Annotated in this window: 19 protein-coding genes; 12 read left to right on the top strand and 7 right to left on the bottom strand. The window is 71.5% G+C overall.

Annotated features, from left to right (window positions below):
- Positions 1 to 98: 98 nt before the first annotated feature.
- Positions 99 to 899: a LysR family transcriptional regulator substrate-binding protein gene (locus tag ACZ4IF_RS20305; protein WP_467564643.1), complete on the bottom strand. Its 801-nt coding sequence runs from the start codon at positions 897 to 899 to the stop codon at positions 99 to 101.
- An 85-nt stretch (positions 900 to 984) separates the two neighbouring features.
- On the opposite strand from ACZ4IF_RS20305, the gene ACZ4IF_RS20300 reads away from it, so the two are divergent.
- From ACZ4IF_RS20300 to ACZ4IF_RS20275, 6 genes are all read left to right on the top strand, one after another.
- On the top strand, positions 985 to 1,389 hold the full coding sequence (locus tag ACZ4IF_RS20300) for a DUF5997 family protein (protein ID WP_467564641.1): 405 nt from the start codon (positions 985 to 987) through the stop codon (positions 1,387 to 1,389).
- Between the two features lie 203 nt (positions 1,390 to 1,592).
- Positions 1,593 to 2,621, top strand: a complete 1,029-nt coding sequence (argC, locus tag ACZ4IF_RS20295) for an N-acetyl-gamma-glutamyl-phosphate reductase (protein WP_467564639.1) — start codon at positions 1,593 to 1,595, stop codon at positions 2,619 to 2,621.
- On the top strand, positions 2,618 to 3,787 hold the full coding sequence (argJ, locus tag ACZ4IF_RS20290) for a bifunctional glutamate N-acetyltransferase/amino-acid acetyltransferase ArgJ (RefSeq protein WP_467564637.1): 1,170 nt from the start codon (positions 2,618 to 2,620) through the stop codon (positions 3,785 to 3,787). The genes argC and argJ overlap by 4 nt, the downstream gene beginning before the upstream one ends.
- Positions 3,784 to 4,692, top strand: a complete 909-nt coding sequence (argB, locus tag ACZ4IF_RS20285; RefSeq protein WP_467564635.1) for an acetylglutamate kinase — start codon at positions 3,784 to 3,786, stop codon at positions 4,690 to 4,692. The genes argJ and argB overlap by 4 nt, the downstream gene beginning before the upstream one ends.
- Positions 4,689 to 5,888: an acetylornithine transaminase gene (locus ACZ4IF_RS20280; protein ID WP_345647566.1), complete on the top strand. Its 1,200-nt coding sequence runs from the start codon at positions 4,689 to 4,691 to the stop codon at positions 5,886 to 5,888. Before argB ends, ACZ4IF_RS20280 begins: the two co-directional genes overlap by 4 nt.
- A 17-nt stretch (positions 5,889 to 5,905) precedes the next feature.
- The gene (locus ACZ4IF_RS20275) at positions 5,906 to 6,448 is read left to right on the top strand and encodes an arginine repressor (RefSeq protein WP_095933109.1); all 543 of its coding nucleotides are present in this window, start codon (positions 5,906 to 5,908) and stop codon (positions 6,446 to 6,448) included.
- A 191-nt stretch (positions 6,449 to 6,639) separates the two neighbouring features.
- On the opposite strand, the gene ACZ4IF_RS20270 is transcribed toward ACZ4IF_RS20275, so the two are convergent.
- The 5 genes from ACZ4IF_RS20270 to ACZ4IF_RS20250 form a co-directional block, all read right to left on the bottom strand.
- The gene (locus tag ACZ4IF_RS20270) at positions 6,640 to 7,428 is read right to left on the bottom strand and encodes an FAD:protein FMN transferase (RefSeq protein WP_359503701.1); all 789 of its coding nucleotides are present in this window, start codon (positions 7,426 to 7,428) and stop codon (positions 6,640 to 6,642) included.
- Positions 7,421 to 8,209, bottom strand: a complete 789-nt coding sequence (locus ACZ4IF_RS20265; protein WP_467564632.1) for an FMN-binding protein — start codon at positions 8,207 to 8,209, stop codon at positions 7,421 to 7,423. Before ACZ4IF_RS20265 ends, ACZ4IF_RS20270 begins: the two co-directional genes overlap by 8 nt.
- A gap of 19 nt (positions 8,210 to 8,228) precedes the next feature.
- The gene (locus ACZ4IF_RS20260) at positions 8,229 to 9,566 is read right to left on the bottom strand and encodes a ferredoxin reductase family protein (RefSeq protein WP_095933154.1); all 1,338 of its coding nucleotides are present in this window, start codon (positions 9,564 to 9,566) and stop codon (positions 8,229 to 8,231) included.
- A 193-nt stretch (positions 9,567 to 9,759) separates the two neighbouring features.
- Positions 9,760 to 10,449: a L,D-transpeptidase family protein gene (locus ACZ4IF_RS20255; protein WP_467564630.1), complete on the bottom strand. Its 690-nt coding sequence runs from the start codon at positions 10,447 to 10,449 to the stop codon at positions 9,760 to 9,762.
- A gap of 3 nt (positions 10,450 to 10,452) precedes the next feature.
- Positions 10,453 to 11,040, bottom strand: a complete 588-nt coding sequence (locus ACZ4IF_RS20250) for a pyridoxamine 5'-phosphate oxidase family protein (protein WP_359503707.1) — start codon at positions 11,038 to 11,040, stop codon at positions 10,453 to 10,455.
- 397 nt (positions 11,041 to 11,437) lie between these two features.
- Here ACZ4IF_RS20250 and ACZ4IF_RS20245 point away from each other — a divergent pair, with 397 nt between their 5' ends.
- From ACZ4IF_RS20245 to ACZ4IF_RS20225, 5 genes are all read left to right on the top strand, one after another.
- The gene (locus ACZ4IF_RS20245) at positions 11,438 to 12,631 is read left to right on the top strand and encodes an argininosuccinate synthase (RefSeq protein WP_095933104.1); all 1,194 of its coding nucleotides are present in this window, start codon (positions 11,438 to 11,440) and stop codon (positions 12,629 to 12,631) included.
- Positions 12,632 to 12,740: 109 nt separating this feature from the next.
- Positions 12,741 to 14,180, top strand: coding sequence for an argininosuccinate lyase (gene argH, locus ACZ4IF_RS20240; RefSeq protein ID WP_467564627.1), 1,440 nt, complete (start codon positions 12,741 to 12,743; stop codon positions 14,178 to 14,180).
- A 342-nt stretch (positions 14,181 to 14,522) separates the two neighbouring features.
- Positions 14,523 to 15,494, top strand: a complete 972-nt coding sequence (locus tag ACZ4IF_RS20235; protein ID WP_467564625.1) for an aldo/keto reductase — start codon at positions 14,523 to 14,525, stop codon at positions 15,492 to 15,494.
- 86 nt (positions 15,495 to 15,580) lie between these two features.
- Positions 15,581 to 16,132, top strand: coding sequence for a TetR/AcrR family transcriptional regulator (locus ACZ4IF_RS20230; RefSeq protein WP_467564623.1), 552 nt, complete (start codon positions 15,581 to 15,583; stop codon positions 16,130 to 16,132).
- Positions 16,129 to 17,646, top strand: coding sequence for an MFS transporter (locus ACZ4IF_RS20225; RefSeq protein ID WP_467564621.1), 1,518 nt, complete (start codon positions 16,129 to 16,131; stop codon positions 17,644 to 17,646). Before ACZ4IF_RS20230 ends, ACZ4IF_RS20225 begins: the two co-directional genes overlap by 4 nt.
- An 80-nt stretch (positions 17,647 to 17,726) precedes the next feature.
- On the opposite strand, the gene ACZ4IF_RS20220 is transcribed toward ACZ4IF_RS20225, so the two are convergent.
- On the bottom strand, positions 17,727 to 18,398 hold the full coding sequence (locus ACZ4IF_RS20220) for a lysophospholipid acyltransferase family protein (protein WP_467564619.1): 672 nt from the start codon (positions 18,396 to 18,398) through the stop codon (positions 17,727 to 17,729).
- Between the two features lie 409 nt (positions 18,399 to 18,807).
- Between ACZ4IF_RS20220 and ACZ4IF_RS20215 the strand changes: the two genes are divergently transcribed.
- The gene (locus ACZ4IF_RS20215; RefSeq protein WP_467564617.1) at positions 18,808 to 19,971 is read left to right on the top strand and encodes a glycerophosphodiester phosphodiesterase; all 1,164 of its coding nucleotides are present in this window, start codon (positions 18,808 to 18,810) and stop codon (positions 19,969 to 19,971) included.
- Positions 19,972 to 19,982 lie beyond the last annotated feature (11 nt).

Here is a 19,982-nt window from a genome sequence, read left to right as displayed (position 1 = left end):
CTACGCCGCCCCCGCGTCCGCCGTAGGCGGCACACCCCGCCTCGTACGGCCGCCGCCCGCGACTGCCGCTGGACGAACGGTGTGCGCGACCGCCCGGGTCAGGAGCGGCGGCGCGGCTTGCCCCGCCGTGCCCCGCCCTTCGCGCCCGCCCCGCCCTGCGCGCCGCCGCGCCGGCCCTGCCCGCCCGACGTGCCGCCCGTGGACTTCTGCCGCGAGCCGCTCCCGGTGCCGGACCGCTTGGGCGACGTCTTGGCGGCGGGCTCGGCCTTCGGCCGGGCGGCGGCCGGAGTGCGCCCGCGCGAGCTGTTCACGGTGCGGCCGCGGACGATCCCGATGAAGTCCTCCACCATGTCGGTGGTCCCGTCCGCGGGCCAGGACAGGGCGACGCGCGACTCCGGCGCGTCCGTGACCGGCCGGTAGGTGAGGTCCTTGCGGTGGTGAAGACGGGCGAGCGACTGCGGCACGACGAGGACGCCGATGCCCGCCGCCACCAGCTCGACGGCGTCCAACGTGGTGGCCGGCCGCTCGAAGGCCGGCTTCCCGGGCAGACGCTCCCATTCGAGGGTGTCGTCCAGGGGGTGCAGCACGATGTCGTCGGCGAGATCCTCCGTGGTGACCTCGTCGACGGCCGCCACGACGTGGTCCTTGGGGACCACGACCACCGTGGTCTCGGTGTAGAGAGGGATCGCGCTGAGATCGGCCCGGTCGACCGGCAGGCGGACGAAGCCCGCGTCGGCGCCCCCGCCGCGCAGCAGCCCGAACGCCTCGGCGGCCGTCACCGCGACCAGGGTCAGGGGGATGTCGGGAAGCCGCTCGTTCCAGATCCGCACCCACTTGGCGGGTGTGACCCCCGGAACGTAGGCGAGCCGGAACGAGGGGGGTGCTTCGGAGCCAGTCACCTCGTCAGGCTACCGGTCGTGAGGGCCGCGGCGGCGGGCGGAGGTCCTGGTCGGTGGCGCCTCGCACGCTCGTTACCCTTGACGCATGACGTCGCACCAGACCACCCAGACGATGAAGCCCGCCACCGCGGCCAAGAAGCTGGGTGTGTACCTCGAGGCCACCCCCGCCGAGTTCCGGGAGGGTGTCGTCTCGCGTGCCGAGCTGAGTGCGCTGCAGGCCGACCCTCCGCAGTGGCTGCGTGACCTGCGCCGTGACGGCCCGCACCCGCGGCCCGTGGTCGCGTCCAGGCTGGGTGTCTCCATCGCCGGGCTCGCCCGGGGCGGGGTCACCGAGGCGCTCACCACCGAGCAGATCGAGGCGCTGAAGGCGGAGGACCCGGAGTGGCTGCGGCGCGAGCGCGCCACGCAGGCGGACGTCCGCAAGGAGGCCGCCCGGATCAAGGAGAAGAAGGCGGAGCAGGCGGCCCGCGCCGCGGGAGCCCGCGACTAACGTTCCTGGTCCGTCGCCGTCGCCGGGGCGGCGGCGCGCCCCGTCCCGTCGTCGGGGCACGCCTCGCGCCGTGCCCCGAGTGTGTCGACGCGATTCCGGGCCCAACGATTGTCATGAGCATGAATAGAGCGCGCGTATTCATGCAGTGGATTGCATAAACGTGCATCGATACGTATAGTCATGCCATCCAAGAGGAGGGTTCCATGACGGTACGAGCGGCAGTGGCGGGAGCGAGCGGGTACGCGGGCGGAGAACTGCTGCGCCTGCTCCTCGTGCACCCCGGCATCGAGATCGGCGCCCTGACCGGCAACTCCAACGCGGGCCAGCGCCTGGGCGCGCTCCAGCCGCATCTGCTGCCGCTCGCGGACCGCGTGCTGCAGGAGACCACGACCGAGGTGCTCGGCGGTCACGACGTCGTGTTCCTCGCCCTCCCGCACGGACAGTCCGCCGCCGTCGCCGAGCAGCTCGGCCCGGACGTCCTCGTGGTCGACATGGGTGCCGACTTCCGGCTGAAGGACCCGGCCGACTGGGAACGGTTCTACGGCTCCGCGCACGCCGGGACCTGGCCCTACGGCCTCCCCGAACTGCCGGGTGCCCGCGCTGCGCTGGAGGGGTCCAAGCGCATCGCGGTGCCCGGTTGCTACCCCACGGCCGCCACGCTCGCACTCTTCCCGGCGTACGCGGCCGGGCTCGCCGAGCCCGAGGCCGTGATCGTCGCCGCGTCCGGCACGTCCGGTGCCGGCAAGGCGCCCAAGACGCACCTCCTCGGCAGCGAGGTCATGGGCTCCATGTCGCCGTACGGCGTCGGCGGCGTCCACCGGCACACCCCCGAGATGATCCAGAACCTCGGCGGGGCGGCGGGCGAGCCGGTCACCGTCTCCTTCACGCCCACCCTCGCGCCGATGCCCCGCGGCATCCTCGCCACGTGCAGCGCCAAGGCGCGGGACGGCGTCACCGCCGAGTCCGTGCGGGCCGCGTACGAGAAGGCGTTCGCCGACGAGCCGTTCGTGCACCTGCTGCCCGAGGGGCAGTGGCCCGCCACTGCGTCCGTCCACGGTTCCAACGCCGTTCAGATCCAGGTCGCGTATGACGCCGCCGCGCACCGCATCATCGCGATCAGCGCCATCGACAACCTGACCAAGGGCACCGCGGGCGGTGCCGTCCAGAGCATGAACATCGCCCTAGGCCTCGACGAGACCACAGGGCTTTCCACGATCGGAGTCGCACCGTGAGCGTCACGGCAGCCAAGGGATTCCAGGCGGCGGGCATCGCCGCCGGGATCAAGGAGAACGGCAATCCGGACCTGGCCCTCGTGGTCAACGACGGTCCGCGCCGCGCCGCCGCGGGCGTCTTCACCTCGAACCGTGTGAAGGCCGCGCCGGTGCTCTGGTCGCAGCAGGTCCTCAGCAGCGGCGAGCTGACCGCCGTCGTCCTCAACTCCGGGGGCGCCAACGCGTGCACCGGACCGAAGGGCTTCCAGGACACGCACGCCACCGCCGAGAAGGTCGCCGAGTCCCTCACCGCGGCGGGCACCGGCGAGGTGGGCGCGGGCACGGTCGCCGTGTGCTCGACCGGCCTGATCGGCGTCCTGCTGCCCATGGACAAGCTGCTCCCGGGCGTCGACCAGGCCGTCGCCCAGCTCAGCGCGCACGGCGGCGAGAAGGCCGCCATCGCCATCAAGACCACCGACACCGTCCACAAGACGTCCGTGGTGACGAAGGACGGCTGGACCGTGGGCGGCATGGCCAAGGGCGCGGGCATGCTCGCCCCCGGACTCGCCACCATGCTCGTCGTCCTCACCACGGACGCGGACGTCGACAGTCGGACGCTGGACCAGGCGCTGCGCGACGCGACCCGGGTCACCTTCGACCGGGTCGACTCCGACGGCTGCATGTCCACCAACGACACGGTGCTGCTGCTCGCCTCCGGTGCCTCCGGCGTCACCCCCGGCCACGCGGCGTTCGCCGAGGCCGTCCGCACCGTCTGCGACGACCTCGGCCAGCAGCTCATCCGCGACGCGGAAGGCGCCAGCAAGGACATCAAGGTCGAGGTGGTGAACGCGGCGAGCGAGGCCGACGCCGTCGAGGTGGGCCGCTCGATCGCCCGCAACAACCTCCTCAAGTGCGCGATCCACGGCGAGGACCCCAACTGGGGCCGGGTGCTGTCCGCGATCGGCACCACCGGCGCCGCATTCGAACCCGAGCAGCTGAACGTCGCCATCAACGGCGTCTGGGTCTGCAAGAACGGCGGCGTGGGCGAGGACCGCGAACTCGTCGACATGCGCTACCGCGAGGTCCACATCGTCGCCGACCTGGCCGCGGGCGCCGAGACCGCCACGATCTGGACCAACGACCTCACCGCCGACTACGTCCACGAGAACAGCGCGTACTCCTCATGACGAACTTGACCCGGAAACACACCGCCCTGCCCAAGGCGCAGACCCTCATCGAGGCGCTGCCCTGGCTGACCCGGCACCACGGCAAGACCGTCGTCATCAAGTTCGGCGGCAACGCCATGGTCGACGGCGAGCTGAAGGCCGCCTTCGCCCAGGACGTCGTCTTCCTGCGGCACGCGGGCCTCAAGCCCGTCGTGGTGCACGGCGGCGGCCCGCAGATCAGCGCCGCTCTCGACCGGCACGGCATCGTCAGCGAGTTCAAGGCCGGCCTGCGCGTCACCACCGAGGACGCCATGGACGTCGTACGGATGGTGCTCGCCGGACAGGTGCAGCGCGAGCTCGTCGGACTGCTCAACCAGCACGGACCGCTCGCGGTCGGACTGACCGGCGAGGACGCCCACACCATCACCGCCACCAAGCACCGGCCCGAGATCGACGGCGAACGCGTCGACATCGGACGGGTCGGCGAGATCACCGACATCGACACGGGTGCCATCGAGGCGCTGCTCGCCGACGGCCGGATCCCGGTCGTCTCCTCGATCGCCCGCTCCCAGGACGACGGACATGTCTACAACGTCAATGCTGATACGGCGGCTGCGGCTCTCGCTGCGGCACTTGGCGCCGAAACCCTCATGGTCCTCACGGACGTCGAGGGTCTCTACGAGGACTGGCCCGACAGCGACGAGGTGATCAGCCGCCTCACCGCCTCCCAGCTGGAGAAACTGCTGCCCGAGCTGGCCAGCGGCATGGTGCCGAAGATGCAGGGCTGTCTGCACGCCGTCCGCCACGGCGTCAACACGGCCCGCGTCATCGACGGCCGGGTCCAGCACTCGATCCTGCTGGAGATCTTCACCGACGAGGGCATCGGCACGATGGTCGTGCCCGACGCAGAGGGGGACGCCGTATGACCGGCAACGCGACGAACGCCGAACTCACCCAGCGGTGGCAGGGCGCGCTGATGGACAACTACGGAACCCCGCGGCTGCCCCTGGTGCGCGGCGAGGGCGCGAAGCTCTGGGACGCCGACGGCAAGCAGTACGTCGACTTCGTCGGCGGCATCGCGGTCAACGCGCTCGGCCACGCCCACCCCGCGGTCGTCGAGGCCGTCGGCAGGCAGATCGCCTCCCTCGGCCACGTCTCCAACCTGTTCATCGCCGAACCGCCCGTCGCCCTCGCCGAACGGCTCCTCCAGCTCTTCGGCCGCGACGGCAAGGTCTACTTCTGCAACTCGGGCGCCGAGGCCAACGAGGGCGCCTTCAAGATCGGCCGGCTCACCGGCCGCACCCACATGGTCGCCACCACGGGCGGCTTCCACGGCCGGACCATGGGCGCCCTCGCGCTCACCGGGCAGCCGGCCAAACAGGAGCCCTTCCTGCCGCTGCCCGGCGACGTCACGCACGTCCCGTACGGCGACGCTCAGGCACTCGCCGAAGCGGTCACCGAGGACACCGCGCTGGTGATCATCGAGCCCGTCCAGGGCGAGAACGGCGTCGTCGTGCCGCCCGCCGGCTACCTCAAGGCCGCCCGCGCCATCACCGCCGCCACCGGAGCCCTCCTCGTCCTCGACGAGGTGCAGACCGGCATCGGACGGACCGGCCACTGGTTCGAGTACCAGGCCCACGAGGGCGTCCTGCCCGACGTCGTCACGCTCGCCAAGGGCCTCGGCGGCGGGCTGCCCCTGGGCGCCACCGTCGCCTTCGGCCGGGCCGCCGCCCTGCTCAAGCCCGGCCACCACGGCACGACCTTCGGCGGCAACCCGGTCGTCTGCGCCGCCGGGCTCGCCGTGCTCGACACGATCGCGGGCGAGGGCCTGCTCGACAACGTGAAGCGGCAGGGCGAGAAGCTGCGCGGCTCGATCGAGTCCCTGGGCCACCCGTTGGTCGACCATGTCCGAGGTGCGGGGCTGCTCCTGGGTATCGTGCTCACCGAGCCGCTCGCGCCTCAGGTGCAGCAGGCGGCTCAGGACGCCGGTTTCCTGGTGAACGCGCCCGCCCCCGATGTCGTACGGCTGATGCCGCCGCTGAACCTCGGCGACGACGAGGTGGAGGCGTTTCTCCAGGCCCTTCCCGGCGTCCTCGACGCAGCCAACGGGGACGGATCCTGAGAAATGGGACGACGACGATGAGTCAGGCGCACGACCACGAGCCCGTCGGGCCTGCCGTGCCGCAGACCCGCACCGCACGCCACCGCCGGATCGTGGACATCCTCAACCGGCAACCGGTGCGCTCGCAGAGCCAGTTGGCGAAACTCCTCGCCGACGACGGACTGAGCGTCACCCAGGCGACGCTCTCCCGGGACCTGGACGAGCTGAACGCGGTGAAGATCCGCAACAACGACGGCGACCTCATCTACGCGGTGCCGAGCGAGGGCGGTTTCCGCACCCCGCGCGCCCCGCTGGGCGAGTCGGCGAAGGAGGAGCGGATGCGGCGCCTCTCCGCGGAGCTGCTGATCTCCGCGGAGGCGTCCGCGAACCTCGTGGTCCTGCGCACCCCGCCGGGGGCCGCACAGTTCCTGGCCTCCGCGATCGACCAGGCCGAACTGCACGACATCCTCGGCACCATCGCCGGTGACGACACGCTGCTCCTGATCAGCCGCAACCCCACGGGCGGTCAGGCACTGGCCGACCACCTGCTGCGGCTGGCCCAGAACGGCAACGGGCACTGATCCGTGGGAAGCGGGGGGGGGGCCCCGGGGCGGGGGGGCCCCCCCCCCCCGCCCCGGGGGGGGGGGGGGGGCCCGGGGGGGGGCCCCCCCGCCCCGGGGCCCCCCCCCCGCTTCCCACGTTCGTGATCCCGGCCGCGGGCGGTCGGTACGCCCACGCGGCGCCGGGCCGTGCGGCCCGCGGGCCCCTCTGCTCACCCCAGGCGGTGGGCGAGACCGCCCGTGCACCTGACCTCGTCGCCCGCCGTGATGAGCAGCGCCTCGATGTCGGGGAGCGATTCCAGCCAGTCCAGAGCCTGCCGCGAGCCCATCGCGAAGGCCGCCGTGGCCCAGGCGTCCACCCAGGTGAGCCGGGGGCCCACCACGGTCACCGCGACGAGATCGGTGACGGCGGACTTGCCGGTGCGCGGATCGACGATGTGGGCGCCGCGCTCGGCGGTCCCGGACGTGGCCACGGCCAGCTCAGCGGCGCCGGCCGCGGAGACCACCGCGGCGAGCGACCCGGGCCGCAACGGGTCCGACACCCCGACCCGCCACGGGCGGTGCGGCCCGGGAACGCCGAACAGCTGGACGTCACCGCCGCCGTTGACACTCACCCCGCTCGCCCCGGCCGCGACGAGACGCTCCGCCGCACGCTCGGTGGCCCAGCCCTTGACGATCCCCGTCGGATCCAGCTGTCCCTCGTACGTCGTGCTGAACCAGCCGTCGCTCAGGCGCTCCGCCTCCGCGCCGAGGCCGAGCACCTCGGCCACCTCCGGGTCGCACTCCTCGACGCTCAGCTCACCGCGTACGAGCCGGGTGATCTGGCTGTCGTCGCGGTAGGTGCTGAACACCTCGTCCACCCGGTGGAGTCCGGCGACCGCCTCCTCCAGTGCCGTCCGCACGGCCTGCGGCTCGCCTCCCCGTACGTCGAAGGAGAAGACCGTGCCCATGACCTCCTCGGCATGGCGCAGCGCGGGCGGAGCCTCGGCCGGCTCAGCCACCGGCCTTGTCCAGGGCGGACTGGAGGGATTCCTTGTAGCCGCCGCTGGTGTAGGTGGCTCCGGAGACCGCGTCGATGTCCGCGCTGCCTGCGGCGACGGCCTCCTGGTCGAGCTTCGGTACGGCATCGTTCGTCACCTCGCTGCTGCGTCCGCCGCTCGGGGCCTGCACGGCCTCCGACTTGGTGATCTTCCCGCCGCTCACCGTGATACGGACCTGGACGGGCCCGTACTGGGTCTTCGCCACGTCTCCGGTGACCGTCTTCGCCTGCGTCGCCGCACCGCCGCCGGCGGGGGAGGACGGCGTGGACGCCGCTCCGCCGCCCGCGGTCCTCGCCTTGTCCAGGGCGGACTGGAGTGACTGCTTGTAGCCGCCGCTGGTGTAGGTGGCTCCGGAGACCACGTCGATGTCCGCGCTCTGTGCCGCCACCGTCGCCCGGTTGAGCCTGGGCACGGCCAGCTCGGTCTTCTGGTCGCTGGTCCCGCCGCTCGGCGCCTGCACGGCCTCGGCCTCGGTGATCTTCCCGCCGTTCATGGTGATGCGGACCTGGACGGGCCCGTACTGCGTCTTCACCACGTCTCCGGTGACGCTGCCGGACTGTGCGTTCGAGGCACCTCCCTGGGGCGATTCCTGGGCCGCGGCGCTCTGCTGCGGTGCCGGGCCGCCCGCCGCCGACGCGGAGGCCGGGTCGGACGCGGGCTTCAGCGACAGCAGCAGGACGATCCCGGACACGGTGGCGGCGGTGGCGAGCACGGCACGCCGAATGGGGTGACTCTTCTTCATCGCTCCTGACTCCCGTCGCTCACATCTCGAACGACTCGTGATGGATGCGGCGGGCGGGAACGCCCGCCCCGCGCAGTGCTTCGTAGACCTGCTGTGCGAAGCCGGGCGGCCCGCACAGGAACACGTCGTGGCGCTCGATGTCCGGCAGTTTCCGGCGCAGGCTGTCCGGCGAGATGTCCGGACGCTCACCCTCGGGACTGTTCACCGCGTACATCAGGCGGGCTCCGCGCTCCTTGGCGATGGCGGCGAGCTCGTCCCACAGGGCCAGGTCCTGCGTGCTGTTGGCCCGGTACAGGAGCGTCAGGTCGCCGGACGCGCCGGGCAGCGTCTCGAACAGCGCCCGCATCGGCGTGATGCCGACACCGCCCGCCACCAGGAGCACCTTGCCGCGGCTGCGCCTGGACGCCGTCAGCGCCCCGTACGGGCCCTCGGCCCACACCCGGGTGCCGGGCTCCAGGTCGCGCAGCGCCTCGCTGTGGTCGCCGATCGCCTTCACGGTGATGCGCAGCATGGTGGGCCGGGGCGCCGCGGACAGCGAGTACGGGTGGGAGCTCAGCCGCATCCCGGGCGCCAGGAAGCGCCAGCGGAAGAACTGTCCCGCCTCCGCACCCATCCGGTGCAGCTTGCGCCCGCTGATCAGCACCGACACGATCCCGGGCGTCTCCTCGATCACCGCCTCGACCCGCAGCCGGTGCTTCAGGTTGAGGCGGATCGGCGCCAGGATCCGGTACCAGAGCACGAGCGCGGTCACCGACCCGTACAGCCCGTACCAGACGGTCTTCGCGGTCGGCTCGACGGCGAAGTCGTTGCCGGTGGAGAGCTGGTGCCAGAACGTCAGGAACACGGCCGCGTACGTCAGCAGGTGGACGTGGTACCAGGTGTCGTACGGGATCAGGCGGCGGACACCGCCGATCGAGATGAACGCGATGAGCACCAGCAGGCCCGTGCCGATGGCCGCCTTGCCCATGTCGGGCAGCTGGTTGACGGAGTCGACCGTCTGCTGCACGATCCCGCCGAGCCCCTTGCCCGACTGCAGGGCGTAGCCCCACATCGTGAGGAAGAGGTGGGCGAGGACCAGGCAGATCGTGTAGCGGCCGCTCATGGCGTGCCAGCGGGCGACCCGGTCCGAGCCCACCCGCCGCTCCAGGGCGGGCACTCGGGCCATCTGGAGCACCACCAGTGCCATCAGATAGCCGGCGAGCAGCCCGGTGATCCGGCCCGCGTTCAGGATCCTGCTGTTGTCGTCCGCGATGGACGGGGTGTTGTTCCACCACAGCCAGACGACACCTGCCGCACCCGCCCAGACGGCGACGAGCAAGGGGACGGCGGGCGAGCGGCGTGGGCGGATTCGGCGCATGGTCTGGCGCCGCGCGGCGCGACCACCGGCGATCGTGGACACGGTTCCTCCGTGTGCGTCCGTGGGGACGGGGCGAGGGGAGTGGCTCCCTGGCCCAGAGATACGGCCCACGGCCGCTGTGTGTTCAGCGGACCGCCGAGGACGTGCCGACCACAGCCCGGAGCCCCGTGCCGCCGGTGCCCGTGCCGCGGCACTAGTACTTGGTGATCGCCGTGGGGCCGTCCGCCGTTCCGATCGCGATGTGCGGGTGTCGCGCCGGATCGGCCCACGCGAGCACGTGCCGCATCGCCTCCCGGGACACGGACACACAACCGGCGGTCGCGCCGCGCCCATTGACGTGCAGGAAGATTCCGGCGCCGCGCCCGCGCACGGGCCGCGCGTAGTTGAAGCCGATCACGAAGGCGTGCTCGTACTGCGTCGTGTACGCGATCAGGTGCTCGGACTCGGCGGCGCGGCAGTCGGCGGGGCGCGGCTCGGTCCAGCGGTTGTACGAGCGGGAGTCGTTGTCCTGGCACCACCAGGAGCCCTGGTGCACCCGGCGGTAAGGGGCCCGTGTCCCGCCGGGCGCGGGCCCGATGCCGAAGGCGTAGGGGAGGTCGTACAGCCCCGTGGGGGTGGTGTTCGTGCCCTGGCGGCGTGATGCGCCCTCGGTCAGCCCCTTCGCGCCGAAGCGGGCCGCCGCCGAACCGGACTTCACCCAGTGCCCGTCGCGCAGGTCCCACCAGGTGAGCGTGCCCGACGTGGCGTCGGCGCGGGACGCCTCGGCGGTGATCAGCTGGGTGCCGCCGCCCGTGTCCGTCATCCGGTCGGGCAGGGGCGGCGGACCGCCCGGAGCCATGGCGAGAAGGGACACGGACGCGAGGGCGACGGCTCCGAGGCGCATGATTCAGAACGTACTGGGCGGCAGCGGCAACGGCAGTCCGGGAAGGCCGTCGAGGCTGCTCGCGATGTGCTCCTTCTTGGTGAAGTACGCGCTCAGCGAGGCGTCGTCCTCGCGGGCGAAGCGCTTCCCGTGCAGATCGCGGTCCGACTCGTACTCCATGAAGGGCACCGCGTAGCCGCAGGTGTCCCGGACGAGCTCGGCGCTCACCACGATGATCGCGCGCAGGCCGTGCGAGGCCGGGTCGATGTCCGGGAAGTGCCCGAGCAGTTCGCCGAAGCGCGGGTCGTCGCGGAAGACCGGTTCGCCGTGGCCGTGCACCCGGACGATGTTCGGCGGCCCCTGGAAGGCGCACCACATGAGGGTGATACGGCCGTTCTCGCGCAGGTGCGCGATGGTCTCGGCGTTGCTGCCCGCGAAGTCCAGATAGGCCACGGTCAGCTCGTCGAGGACGGCGAACGATCCGCTGAGGCCCTTGGGGGAGAGATTGATCGTGCCGTCCCCGGACAGGGGCGCGGTCGCGGTGAAGAAGAGGGGCTGCGCCTCGATGAAGGTGCGCAGGCGGCCGTCGATGCGCTCATAGGTCTTTCCCATGTCTAACGATTATCGGGGAAAGTCTTTCGTCTGTCTAAGGGAATTGCGCGTTCCGATGGCCCGCGACCGGGCGCCTCCCCCGCGAGCGTGGAGCCGGCGATCACCGCTCCGGACAACGCCACGGCGGACGCGCCGCCGGTCATCGCCACGTGGCGCCTGTGGCCGGCGCCGGGGCGCCGGGTCCGACGGGTCCGGGTCATCACCCGTGCGGCGCATCCCGTCACGTCCCCACTGTGGGGTCGTCACCCCGCGCATGCCCGGCTGACCTGGCCTTCCGGCATCCCCGGCGGGTTGCCCCTGCCGTCCGGCCCGGCATGCCCGGCCCACTCGGATTGACGAACCATGCAGAGTCCTGCATACTCATGCATGTCAGCGAATGCACTGTGAGGAGAAACCCGTGACCGAGCGCGTCGTACTCGCCTACTCGGGCGGCCTGGACACCTCCGTCGCCATCGGCTGGATCGCCGAGGAGACGGGCGCCGAGGTCATCGCCGTTGCCGTGGACGTCGGCCAGGGCGGCGAGGACCTGGACGTCATCCGCAAGCGCGCGCTCGCCTGCGGTGCCGTCGAGGCCGAGGTCGCCGACGCCAAGGACGAGTTCGCCGACGAGTACTGCCTCCCGGCGATCAAGGCCAACGCTCTCTACATGGACCGCTACCCGCTGGTCTCCGCCCTCTCGCGGCCGACCATCGTCAAGCACCTGGTCGCCGCCGCCCAGAAGCACGGCGCCAGCACGGTCGCCCACGGCTGCACCGGCAAGGGCAACGACCAGGTCCGCTTCGAGGCCGGCATCGTCGCCCTCGCCCCCGACCTCAAGTGCATCGCCCCGGTCCGTGACTACGCGATGACCCGGGACAAGGCGATCGCCTTCTGCGAGGAGAAGCAGCTCCCGATCGCCACCACCAAGAAGTCCCCGTACTCCATCGACCAGAACGTCTTCGGGCGTGCCGTGGAGACGGGCTTCCTGGAGGACATCTGGAACGCGCCGATCGAGGACATCTACGAGTACACCTCGAACCCGGCCGAGGTCCGCGAGGCCGACGAGGTGATCATCACCTTCAAGCACGGCGTCCCGGTCGCCATCGACGGCAAGGCCGTCAGCGTCCTGCAGGCCATCCAGCAGCTCAACGAGCGCGCCGGCGCCCAGGGCATCGGCCGGATCGACATGGTCGAGGACCGGCTCGTGGGCATCAAGTCCCGCGAGGTGTACGAGGCCCCGGGCGCGATCGCCCTGATCACCGCCCACCAGGAGCTGGAGAACGTCACCGTCGAGCGTGAACTGGCCCGCTACAAGCGGCAGGTCGAGCAGCGCTGGGGCGAACTGGTCTATGACGGCCAGTGGTTCTCCCCGCTCAAGCGCGCCCTGGACGGCTTCATCGACGAGGCCAACCAGCACGTCAACGGCGACGTCCGGATGACCCTGCACGGCGGTCGCGCCGTCGTCACCGGCCGGCGTTCCGAGTCGTCGCTCTACGACTTCAACCTCGCGACGTACGACACGGGCGACACCTTCGACCAGGCCGCGGCCAAGGGCTTCATCGACATCTACAGCCTGTCGTCGAAGATCGCCGCGAAGCGGGACCTCGGTTAGGGCCCGGCACGGCCTGCGAGACACCTCACACGCACTAGCCTGACAACCGCCTCCTCACTCCTGGGTGGGGAGGCGGCGGCACATCCAGACCTTCCGAGGAGCAACGCAAGTGAGCAGCAACAGCGGTGACGTTCGGCTCTGGGGCGGCCGTTTCGCCGACGGTCCCGCCGAGGCCCTGGCCAAGCTGTCCGCGTCGGTCCACTTCGACTGGCGTCTCGCGCCGTACGACATCGCCGGTTCGCGTGCCCACGCGCGCGTGCTGAACCAGGCGGGCCTGCTCACCGAGGACGAGCTCACGCGCATGATCGCGGGGCTCGACCGGCTGGAGGCCGACGTCGCCGACGGCTCGTTCGTCGGCACCATCGCCGACGAGGACGTGCACACCGCCCTGGAGCGCGGCCTGCTGGAGCGCCTCGGCCCCGATCTCGGCGGCAAGCTGCGCGCCGGCCGCTCCCGCAACGACCAGGTCGCGACCCTCTTCCGCATGTACCTGCGCGACCACGCCCGGATCATCGGCGGACTCGTCGCCGAGCTCCAGGACGCGCTGGTCGGCCTGGCGGAGGCCCACCCGGACGTGGCCATGCCCGGCCGCACCCACCTCCAGCACGCCCAGCCGGTCCTCTTCGCGCACCACGTCCTCGCCCACGTCCAGTCCCTCTCCCGGGACGCGGAGCGGCTGCGCCAGTGGGACGAGCGGACGGCCGTGTCGCCCTACGGCTCCGGCGCCCTGGCCGGCTCCTCCCTCGGCCTGGACCCGGAGGCGGTGGCGAAGGACCTCGGCTTCGAGCACGGCAGCGCCGCCAACTCCATCGACGGCACGGCCTCCCGCGACTTCGTGGCGGAGTTCGCGTTCATCACCGCGATGATCGGCGTGAACCTCTCCCGGATCGCCGAGGAGGTCATCATCTGGAACACGAAGGAGTTCTCCTTCGTCACCCTCCACGACGCGTTCTCGACCGGCTCGTCGATCATGCCGCAGAAGAAGAACCCGGACATCGCCGAGCTGGCGCGCGGCAAGTCGGGCCGTCTGATCGGCAACCTGACCGGCCTGATGGCGACCCTCAAGGCCCTCCCGCTCGCGTACAACCGCGACCTCCAGGAGGACAAGGAGCCGGTGTTCGACTCCTGCGACCAGCTGGAGGTCCTGCTCCCCGCCTTCACCGGCATGATGGCCACGCTCACCGTCCACCGCGAGCGCATGGAGGAGCTGGCCCCGGCCGGCTTCTCGCTCGCCACCGACATCGCCGAGTGGCTGGTCAAGCAGGGCGTCCCCTTCCGGGTCGCGCACGAGGTCGCCGGCGAGTGCGTGAAGGTCGCCGAGGCCGAGGGTAAGGAGCTGGACGGCCTGACCGACGAGCAGTTCGCGAAGATCTCCGCCCACCTCACTCCCGAGGTGCGCTCCGTCCTGAACGTCCCGGGCGCCCTCGCCTCCCGCAACGGCCGCGGCGGTACGGCACCCGAGGCGGTCGCCGTCCAGCTCGCCGAGGTCAAGGCGGACGTGGCGGCCCAGCACGCGTGGGCGACGGCGAAGGACGCGAAGCAGGACTGAGACGGTCGGCACGCGCGCGTGGGGTTCACGGAGCCCCACGCGCGCGTGCCGTTCACCTTGCCTCGTACGGGGGTTCGCGGACACCGCGGCGCGTGCCGTTCGCCGGAACCCGTACGGGTGTCAGCGGGCCGCGCGAGATAGGCCCTTCGGTGACCCCTCTTCGGTGACCCCGTGCGCGTGCGCCGGTCGCGGGCCGCGCGCGTATCCCGCGGAGGCGGCGCCCAGGGCGCGCCCTCGCGGGGCCGCCGCACGGCATTCGCGGCCCGACCCACGCGTGAAGCACCGTCATCGCGGTTACGTTGGTCATGAGCCGTACCGGAGCCGACCGAAACGGAGCCAGCGATGTCCTTCGCCCGTCTCGCCACTGCGACGACTCCCACCTGCCACATCGGTCTGGGGCTCGCCGCCGTGGGCCGCCCCGGCTACATCAACCTCGGCCGTGAGGCCGACCTGCCCTCCGTGCGCAGCGTCGACGTGCTGCGCGCCCGCACCCACGAGCTCCTCGACGCCGCCTACGCGCAGGGCGTGCGCTATTTCGACGTCGCCCGCTCCTACGGCCGTTCGGAGGAGTTCCTCGCCGAGTGGCTGAACGAGCGGCCGAACGCCGACGACGTCGTGGTCGGCAGCAAATGGGGCTACACCTACACGGCGGGCTGGACCATCGAGGCCGAGAGCCACGAGGTGAAGGACCACAGCGCGGCGACGTACGAGCGTCAGCGCGCGGAGACCGCCGAGCTGCTCGGTGACCGGCTCGACCTCTACCAGATCCACTCGGTGACCCCGGACAGTCCGGCCCTCACCGACAAAGAGCTGCACGCCGGGCTGGCCGAGGCCGCCGCGGCGGGCATCACCGTCGGCTTCTCCACCAGCGGGCCGGCCCAGGCGGACGCCATCCGCGCCGCGCTCGCCGTGACGGTCGACGGCGAGCCCCTCTTCCGTACCGTCCAGTCGACGTACAACATGCTGGAGACCTCCGCCGCCCCCGCGCTCGCCGAGGCCCACGACGCGGGGCTGACGGTGATCGTCAAGGAGGGCCTGGGGAACGGCCGGCTGGCCGACCCGAACGCGCCGGAGGAGCTGAAGGCCGTCGCGGCCGAGGCCTCCCTGGGCACGGACGCCGTCGCCCTCGCCTGGGTCCTGCGGCAGCCCTGGGCCGGGGTCGTCCTCTCCGGCGCGGTCACCGCGAACCAGCTCGCGTCGAACCTGCACGCCGCGGTCGTCGACCTCGACGACGACCAGCTCGCCCGCCTCGACGAACTCGTCGAGGGCCCGCAGGCGTACTGGGAGCGGCGCGGCCGGCTGCCCTGGCACTGAGCGGCAGGCGTCCCACCCGCACACATCGGTGAGACGCTCACATACTTAATGAGACGCTCGTGTCTCATATGCGCTATCCTTGTCTCATGGCCGTCGACCGTGAACACGTGCTGCGCAGTGCAGCCGCCCTGCTCACCCGCAAATCCACCGCCACCATGGACGAGGTCGCCAAGGCGGCCGGGATCAGCCGGGCCACCCTGCACCGCCAATTCGCGGGCCGGGACGCGCTCGTGCGCGCGCTGGAGTCGCTCGGCATCGCCGAGTGCGAGGCAGCCCTGGACGCCGCACGCCTCGGCGAGGGCACCGCTCGGGAGGCCGTGAGCCGCCTGGTGAAGGAGCTCGAGACGGCGGCAGGCCTGCTCGCCTTCCTCTACACCGAGAACCAGCTCTTCGAGGGCGACGGACAGAACGAGGGCTGGGCCCGGCTCGACGCCCGTATCGCCGCGCTGTTCCGGCGCGGCCAGGACAGCGGCGAGTTCCGCATCGACCTCACCCCGGCCTGGCTCACCGAAGCGCTCTACGGACTCATGGCCTCGGCGGCCTGGGCCGTGGCCGAGGGCCGGGTCGCCGCCAAGGACTTCCACCACATGATCGCCGAGCTGCTGCTCGGCGGCGCACTACGGAGAGAGGAACCATGACCAGCACCCTGCAGCCGGCGTTCACGGCGGAGGCGGAGAAGCGTCCGGGCCGCTGGCTCGCGCTCTGCGTCCTCGTCCTGGCCGTGCTGCTGGTGGCCGTCGACGCGACCGTCCTCGGCCTGGCCACCCCGTACATCAGCGAGGACCTGAGGCCCTCGGGCACCCAGCTCCTGTGGATCGGCGACGTCTACTCCTTCGTCATCGCCGGACTGCTCGTCTCCATGGGCAGCCTCGGCGACCGCATCGGCCGCAAGAGGCTGCTGCTCGTCGGTGCCACGGTGTTCGGCCTGATATCGGTGCTCAACGCCTACGCCACGACGCCGGAGATGATGATCCTGGCGCGGGCCCTCCTCGGTGTCGCGGGCGCGACCCTGATGCCCGCCACGCTGGCCCTGATCCGCAACCTCTTCCACGACCCGCGCGAGCGCAGCCTCGCCGTCGGCATCTGGGGTGCGACGGCCTCCGCCGGTACGGCGGTCGGCCCCGTCGTCGGCGGGTTCCTGCTCGAACACTTCTGGTGGGGCTCCGTCTTCCTCATCAACCTGCCGGTGATGGTCGTCCTCGTCCTCGTCGGCATCAAGCTGCTGCCCGAGTCGAGGAACCCGGACCACGGGCCCTGGGACCTGTCCAGCGTCGTCCTCTCGCTCGTCGGTGTGATCGGCGTCGTCTACGCCGTCAAGGAGGCCGCCGCGCACGGGCTCTCCCCGGAGCCGGCCGGCGCGGGCCTGCTGGGGGCCGCCGCCCTCTACTGGTTCGTGCGCCGCCAGCTCACCCTGCCCGCACCGCTGCTGGACGTCAGGCTGTTCCGCAACCGCGGCTTCTCGGGAGCCGTGCTCGCCGACCTGCTGACCGTCCTCGGGATGTCCGGGCTCGTCTTCTTCCTCTCCCAGTACCTGCAACTCGTGCAGGGCAGGGGGCCGTTCGAGGCCGGGCTCGCCGAGATCCCGGCCGCTGTGGGCGCGGTCGCGGCCGGTCTGGTCGCGGGCAGCGTCGCCCGGCGTTTCTCGGTGCGCGCCGTGGTCTCCGGTGGTCTCGCCGCGGTGGGTCTGGCGCTGGGCTCGCTGACCCTGCTGAGCCAGTCGACCGGCTATCCACTGCTGGGTACCGCCCTGCTGGTGGTCGGCGTCGGTGCGGGCTTCTCCTTCACCGTCACCGCCGACGTCATCCTCTCCAGCGTCCCGAAGGAGGAGGCGGGTGCCGCCTCCGCGGTCTCCGAGACGGCGTACGAACTCGGCGCCGCACTGGGCATCGCCCTGCTCGGCTCCATCGTGACGAGCGTCTACGCCGGCTTCGCGGGCCCCGCGGGCACACCGGCCGCGGCTCACGAATCGCTCGGCGGCGCCGTCGAGTCGGCCGCGGAGCTGCCCGCGGACACCGCGGCGGCCCTGATGGACTCGGCCCGTACCGCGTTCGTCGACGGCCTCGCGATCGCGGCGGGCGCCGGAGCGCTGGTGCTGCTCGCCACGGCGGTGGCCGCGTGGTTCCTGCTGCGCGGGCAGAAGCTGGAGGCATGACCGTACGAAACGGGTGAGCCCCGGCCGGCAGTCGCCGGCCGGGGCTCACCCGTGAGATTCGCGGTGCCTCGTGCGAGGCGTCAGGCGGCCTTCGCCTTCGTGGCGTACATGTCCACGTACTCCTGGCCGGACAGCCGCATGACCTCGGCCATCACGGAGTCGGTCACCGCCCGCAGGACGTAGCGGTCACGGTCCATACCGTCGTACCGAGAGAACTCCATGGCTTCGCCGAAGCGGACCGTGACGCGTCCCGGGCGCGGGATGCCGGCGCCGCCCGGCTGGATCTTGTCGGTGCCGATGATGGCGAAGGGGACGACGGGAGCGCCGGTCATCAGGGTCAGACGGGCGATGCCCGTGCGTCCCCGGTAGAGCCGGCCGTCGGGGGAGCGGGTGCCCTCCGGGTAGATGCTGAAGACCTTGCCCTCCTCCAGCACCCGGCGGCCGGTCATCAGCGCCGCGACACCGCCGCGGCCGCCGTCGCGGTCGACCGGGATCATGCCGACGCCGGTGAAGAACCAGGCCATCACCTTGCCCTTGATGCCCTTGCCGGTGACGTACTCGTCCTTGCCGATGAAGAAGACCTGACGGTCGCAGAACAGCGGCATGATCATCGAGTCGATGAACGTGAGGTGGTTGCCGGCCAGGATCACCGGGCCCTCGCCCGGGATGTTCTCCACGCCTTCCACCCGTGGGCGGAACATCAGGCGCATGATCGGTCCGAGCACTGCCTTGATGAGCGCGAAGCGGGACAACGGGCCCTCCGGTGTCAAGGGATCGGTATGAAGTCTGTGCAGGTGAGGACGATACTCGCGGCCACCCGGTGATTGCACATCGGGTTCACCGAGTGGATACGCACTGTTGACACCTGTTTACCTGCGGTGCCGCCTCAGCGGGCGGCTGTCACGCGGTCGACACGATGTGACGGACATCGCGCGTCGCGGCGGCGAACGAGTGAACGTGTCGCGGTCGGCCGTCGTCCGCCACTGCCCTCCCGCCTACCCGCCGCTGCCGCCGCGAAGCCGACGGACCGTCATCTTCCGCTTCCCGTACGACATCCAGGGTCACCCACGTGTTCGACCGCAGGCCTCCCTCCGGTCACACCGCGGCACCTACGATCGTCCCGCTTTCGACAGGCGGGGCCCTACAGCGGGAGGAGCGCTCATGGTGGCGCAGGAGTCGGACGGACAGGGACGGGGCACGGCGCGGCGCGCGCTGCTCGGTGCGGCGGTGCTCGGGGCGGGCGGAGCCGTCCTCGGCGCGACGGGCACGGCGAGAGCGGACGGGCGGCACGGCTCGGGCGGCTACCGGAGCCTGCCCAAACCGACCGTCATCGGACATCGCGGGGCGAGTGGTTACCGGCCGGAGCACACCTTCGGCTCGTACCAGCTGGCCCTCGACATGGGCGCCGACGTCGTCGAGGCGGGCGACCTGGTGCCCACCAAGGACGGCCACCTCGTGTGCCGGCACGAACCGGAGATCGGCGGGACGACGGACGTCGCGGCACATCCCGAGTTCGCCGACCGCAAGACCACGAAGACGCTCGACGGCGTCGCCACCACCGGCTGGTTCACCGAGGACTTCACCCTCGCCGAGCTGAAGACGCTGCGGGCCGTCGAGCGCATCCCCGCCAACCGTCCGCACAACACGCTCTACGACGGCCGCTGGGAGATACCGACCTTCGAGGAGGTGCTCCGCTGGCAGGACGAGCAGACCCGCAAGCGCGGCAGGCAGGTCTGGATCTATCCCGAGACCAAGCACCCCACCTACTTCCGCAAGCTCGGTCTCGGGCTGGAGGAGCGGGTCGCCAAGCTGCTGCGCAAGTACGGCAAGGACGGGAAGAACGCGCCGGTCATCCTCCAGTCCTTCGAGCCGAGCAGCATGCAGCGGCTGGACAAGCTGGTCGACAACCCGCTCGTCGTGCTGCTGTCCGGCGCGAGCAGCCGCCCTTGGGACTTCGTCGAGGCGGGCGACCCACGCACGGTCGCCGACCTGGTCGAACCCGAGGGGCTGAAGTGGATCGCCTCGTACGCGCAGGGCATCGGCCCCACGCTCGACCTGGTCATCCCCAAGGACGCCAGCGGCAACCTCACCACGCCGACCACGCTCGTCGCCGACGCGCACCAGGCGGGCCTGATCCTGCACCCCTACACCATGCGCAACGAGAACCCCTTCCTCCCCGCGAACTTCCGGAAGGGCACCGATCCGACCGCCTACGGCGACGCGTTCGGTGCTTTCAAGACGTACTTCGCGACAGGCATCGACGGCGTCTTCTCCGACAACGCGGACACCGCGCTGCTGGCCCGCGCCGACTTCGTCAACGGATGACCCGGTCACCC

Source organism: Streptomyces sp. NPDC025784 (assembly GCF_055558435.1).
The sequence above is the reverse complement of the archived record's forward strand: the minus strand, read 5'-3'. Positions and strand labels throughout refer to the sequence as shown.

Excerpts from the sequence above, each read along its gene's own strand:
- ACZ4IF_RS20225 (WP_467564621.1), top strand. The coding sequence starts at position 16,129 with ATGACCAGCACCCTGCAGCCGGCGTTCACGGCGGAGGCGGAGAAGCGT.
- ACZ4IF_RS20275 (WP_095933109.1), top strand. The coding sequence starts at position 5,906 with ATGAGTCAGGCGCACGACCACGAGCCCGTCGGGCCTGCCGTGCCGCAG.
- ACZ4IF_RS20265 (WP_467564632.1), bottom strand. The coding sequence starts at position 8,209 with ATGAAGAAGAGTCACCCCATTCGGCGTGCCGTGCTCGCCACCGCCGCC.
- ACZ4IF_RS20280 (WP_345647566.1), top strand. The coding sequence starts at position 4,689 with ATGACCGGCAACGCGACGAACGCCGAACTCACCCAGCGGTGGCAGGGC.
- argC (WP_467564639.1), top strand. The coding sequence starts at position 1,593 with ATGACGGTACGAGCGGCAGTGGCGGGAGCGAGCGGGTACGCGGGCGGA.
- ACZ4IF_RS20230 (WP_467564623.1), top strand. The coding sequence starts at position 15,581 with ATGGCCGTCGACCGTGAACACGTGCTGCGCAGTGCAGCCGCCCTGCTC.
- ACZ4IF_RS20300 (WP_467564641.1), top strand. The coding sequence starts at position 985 with ATGACGTCGCACCAGACCACCCAGACGATGAAGCCCGCCACCGCGGCC.
- ACZ4IF_RS20250 (WP_359503707.1), bottom strand. The coding sequence starts at position 11,040 with ATGGGAAAGACCTATGAGCGCATCGACGGCCGCCTGCGCACCTTCATC.
- ACZ4IF_RS20260 (WP_095933154.1), bottom strand. The coding sequence starts at position 9,566 with ATGCGCCGAATCCGCCCACGCCGCTCGCCCGCCGTCCCCTTGCTCGTC.
- ACZ4IF_RS20215 (WP_467564617.1), top strand. The coding sequence starts at position 18,808 with ATGGTGGCGCAGGAGTCGGACGGACAGGGACGGGGCACGGCGCGGCGC.
- ACZ4IF_RS20235 (WP_467564625.1), top strand. The coding sequence starts at position 14,523 with ATGTCCTTCGCCCGTCTCGCCACTGCGACGACTCCCACCTGCCACATC.
- ACZ4IF_RS20255 (WP_467564630.1), bottom strand. The coding sequence starts at position 10,449 with ATGCGCCTCGGAGCCGTCGCCCTCGCGTCCGTGTCCCTTCTCGCCATG.
- argB (WP_467564635.1), top strand. The coding sequence starts at position 3,784 with ATGACGAACTTGACCCGGAAACACACCGCCCTGCCCAAGGCGCAGACC.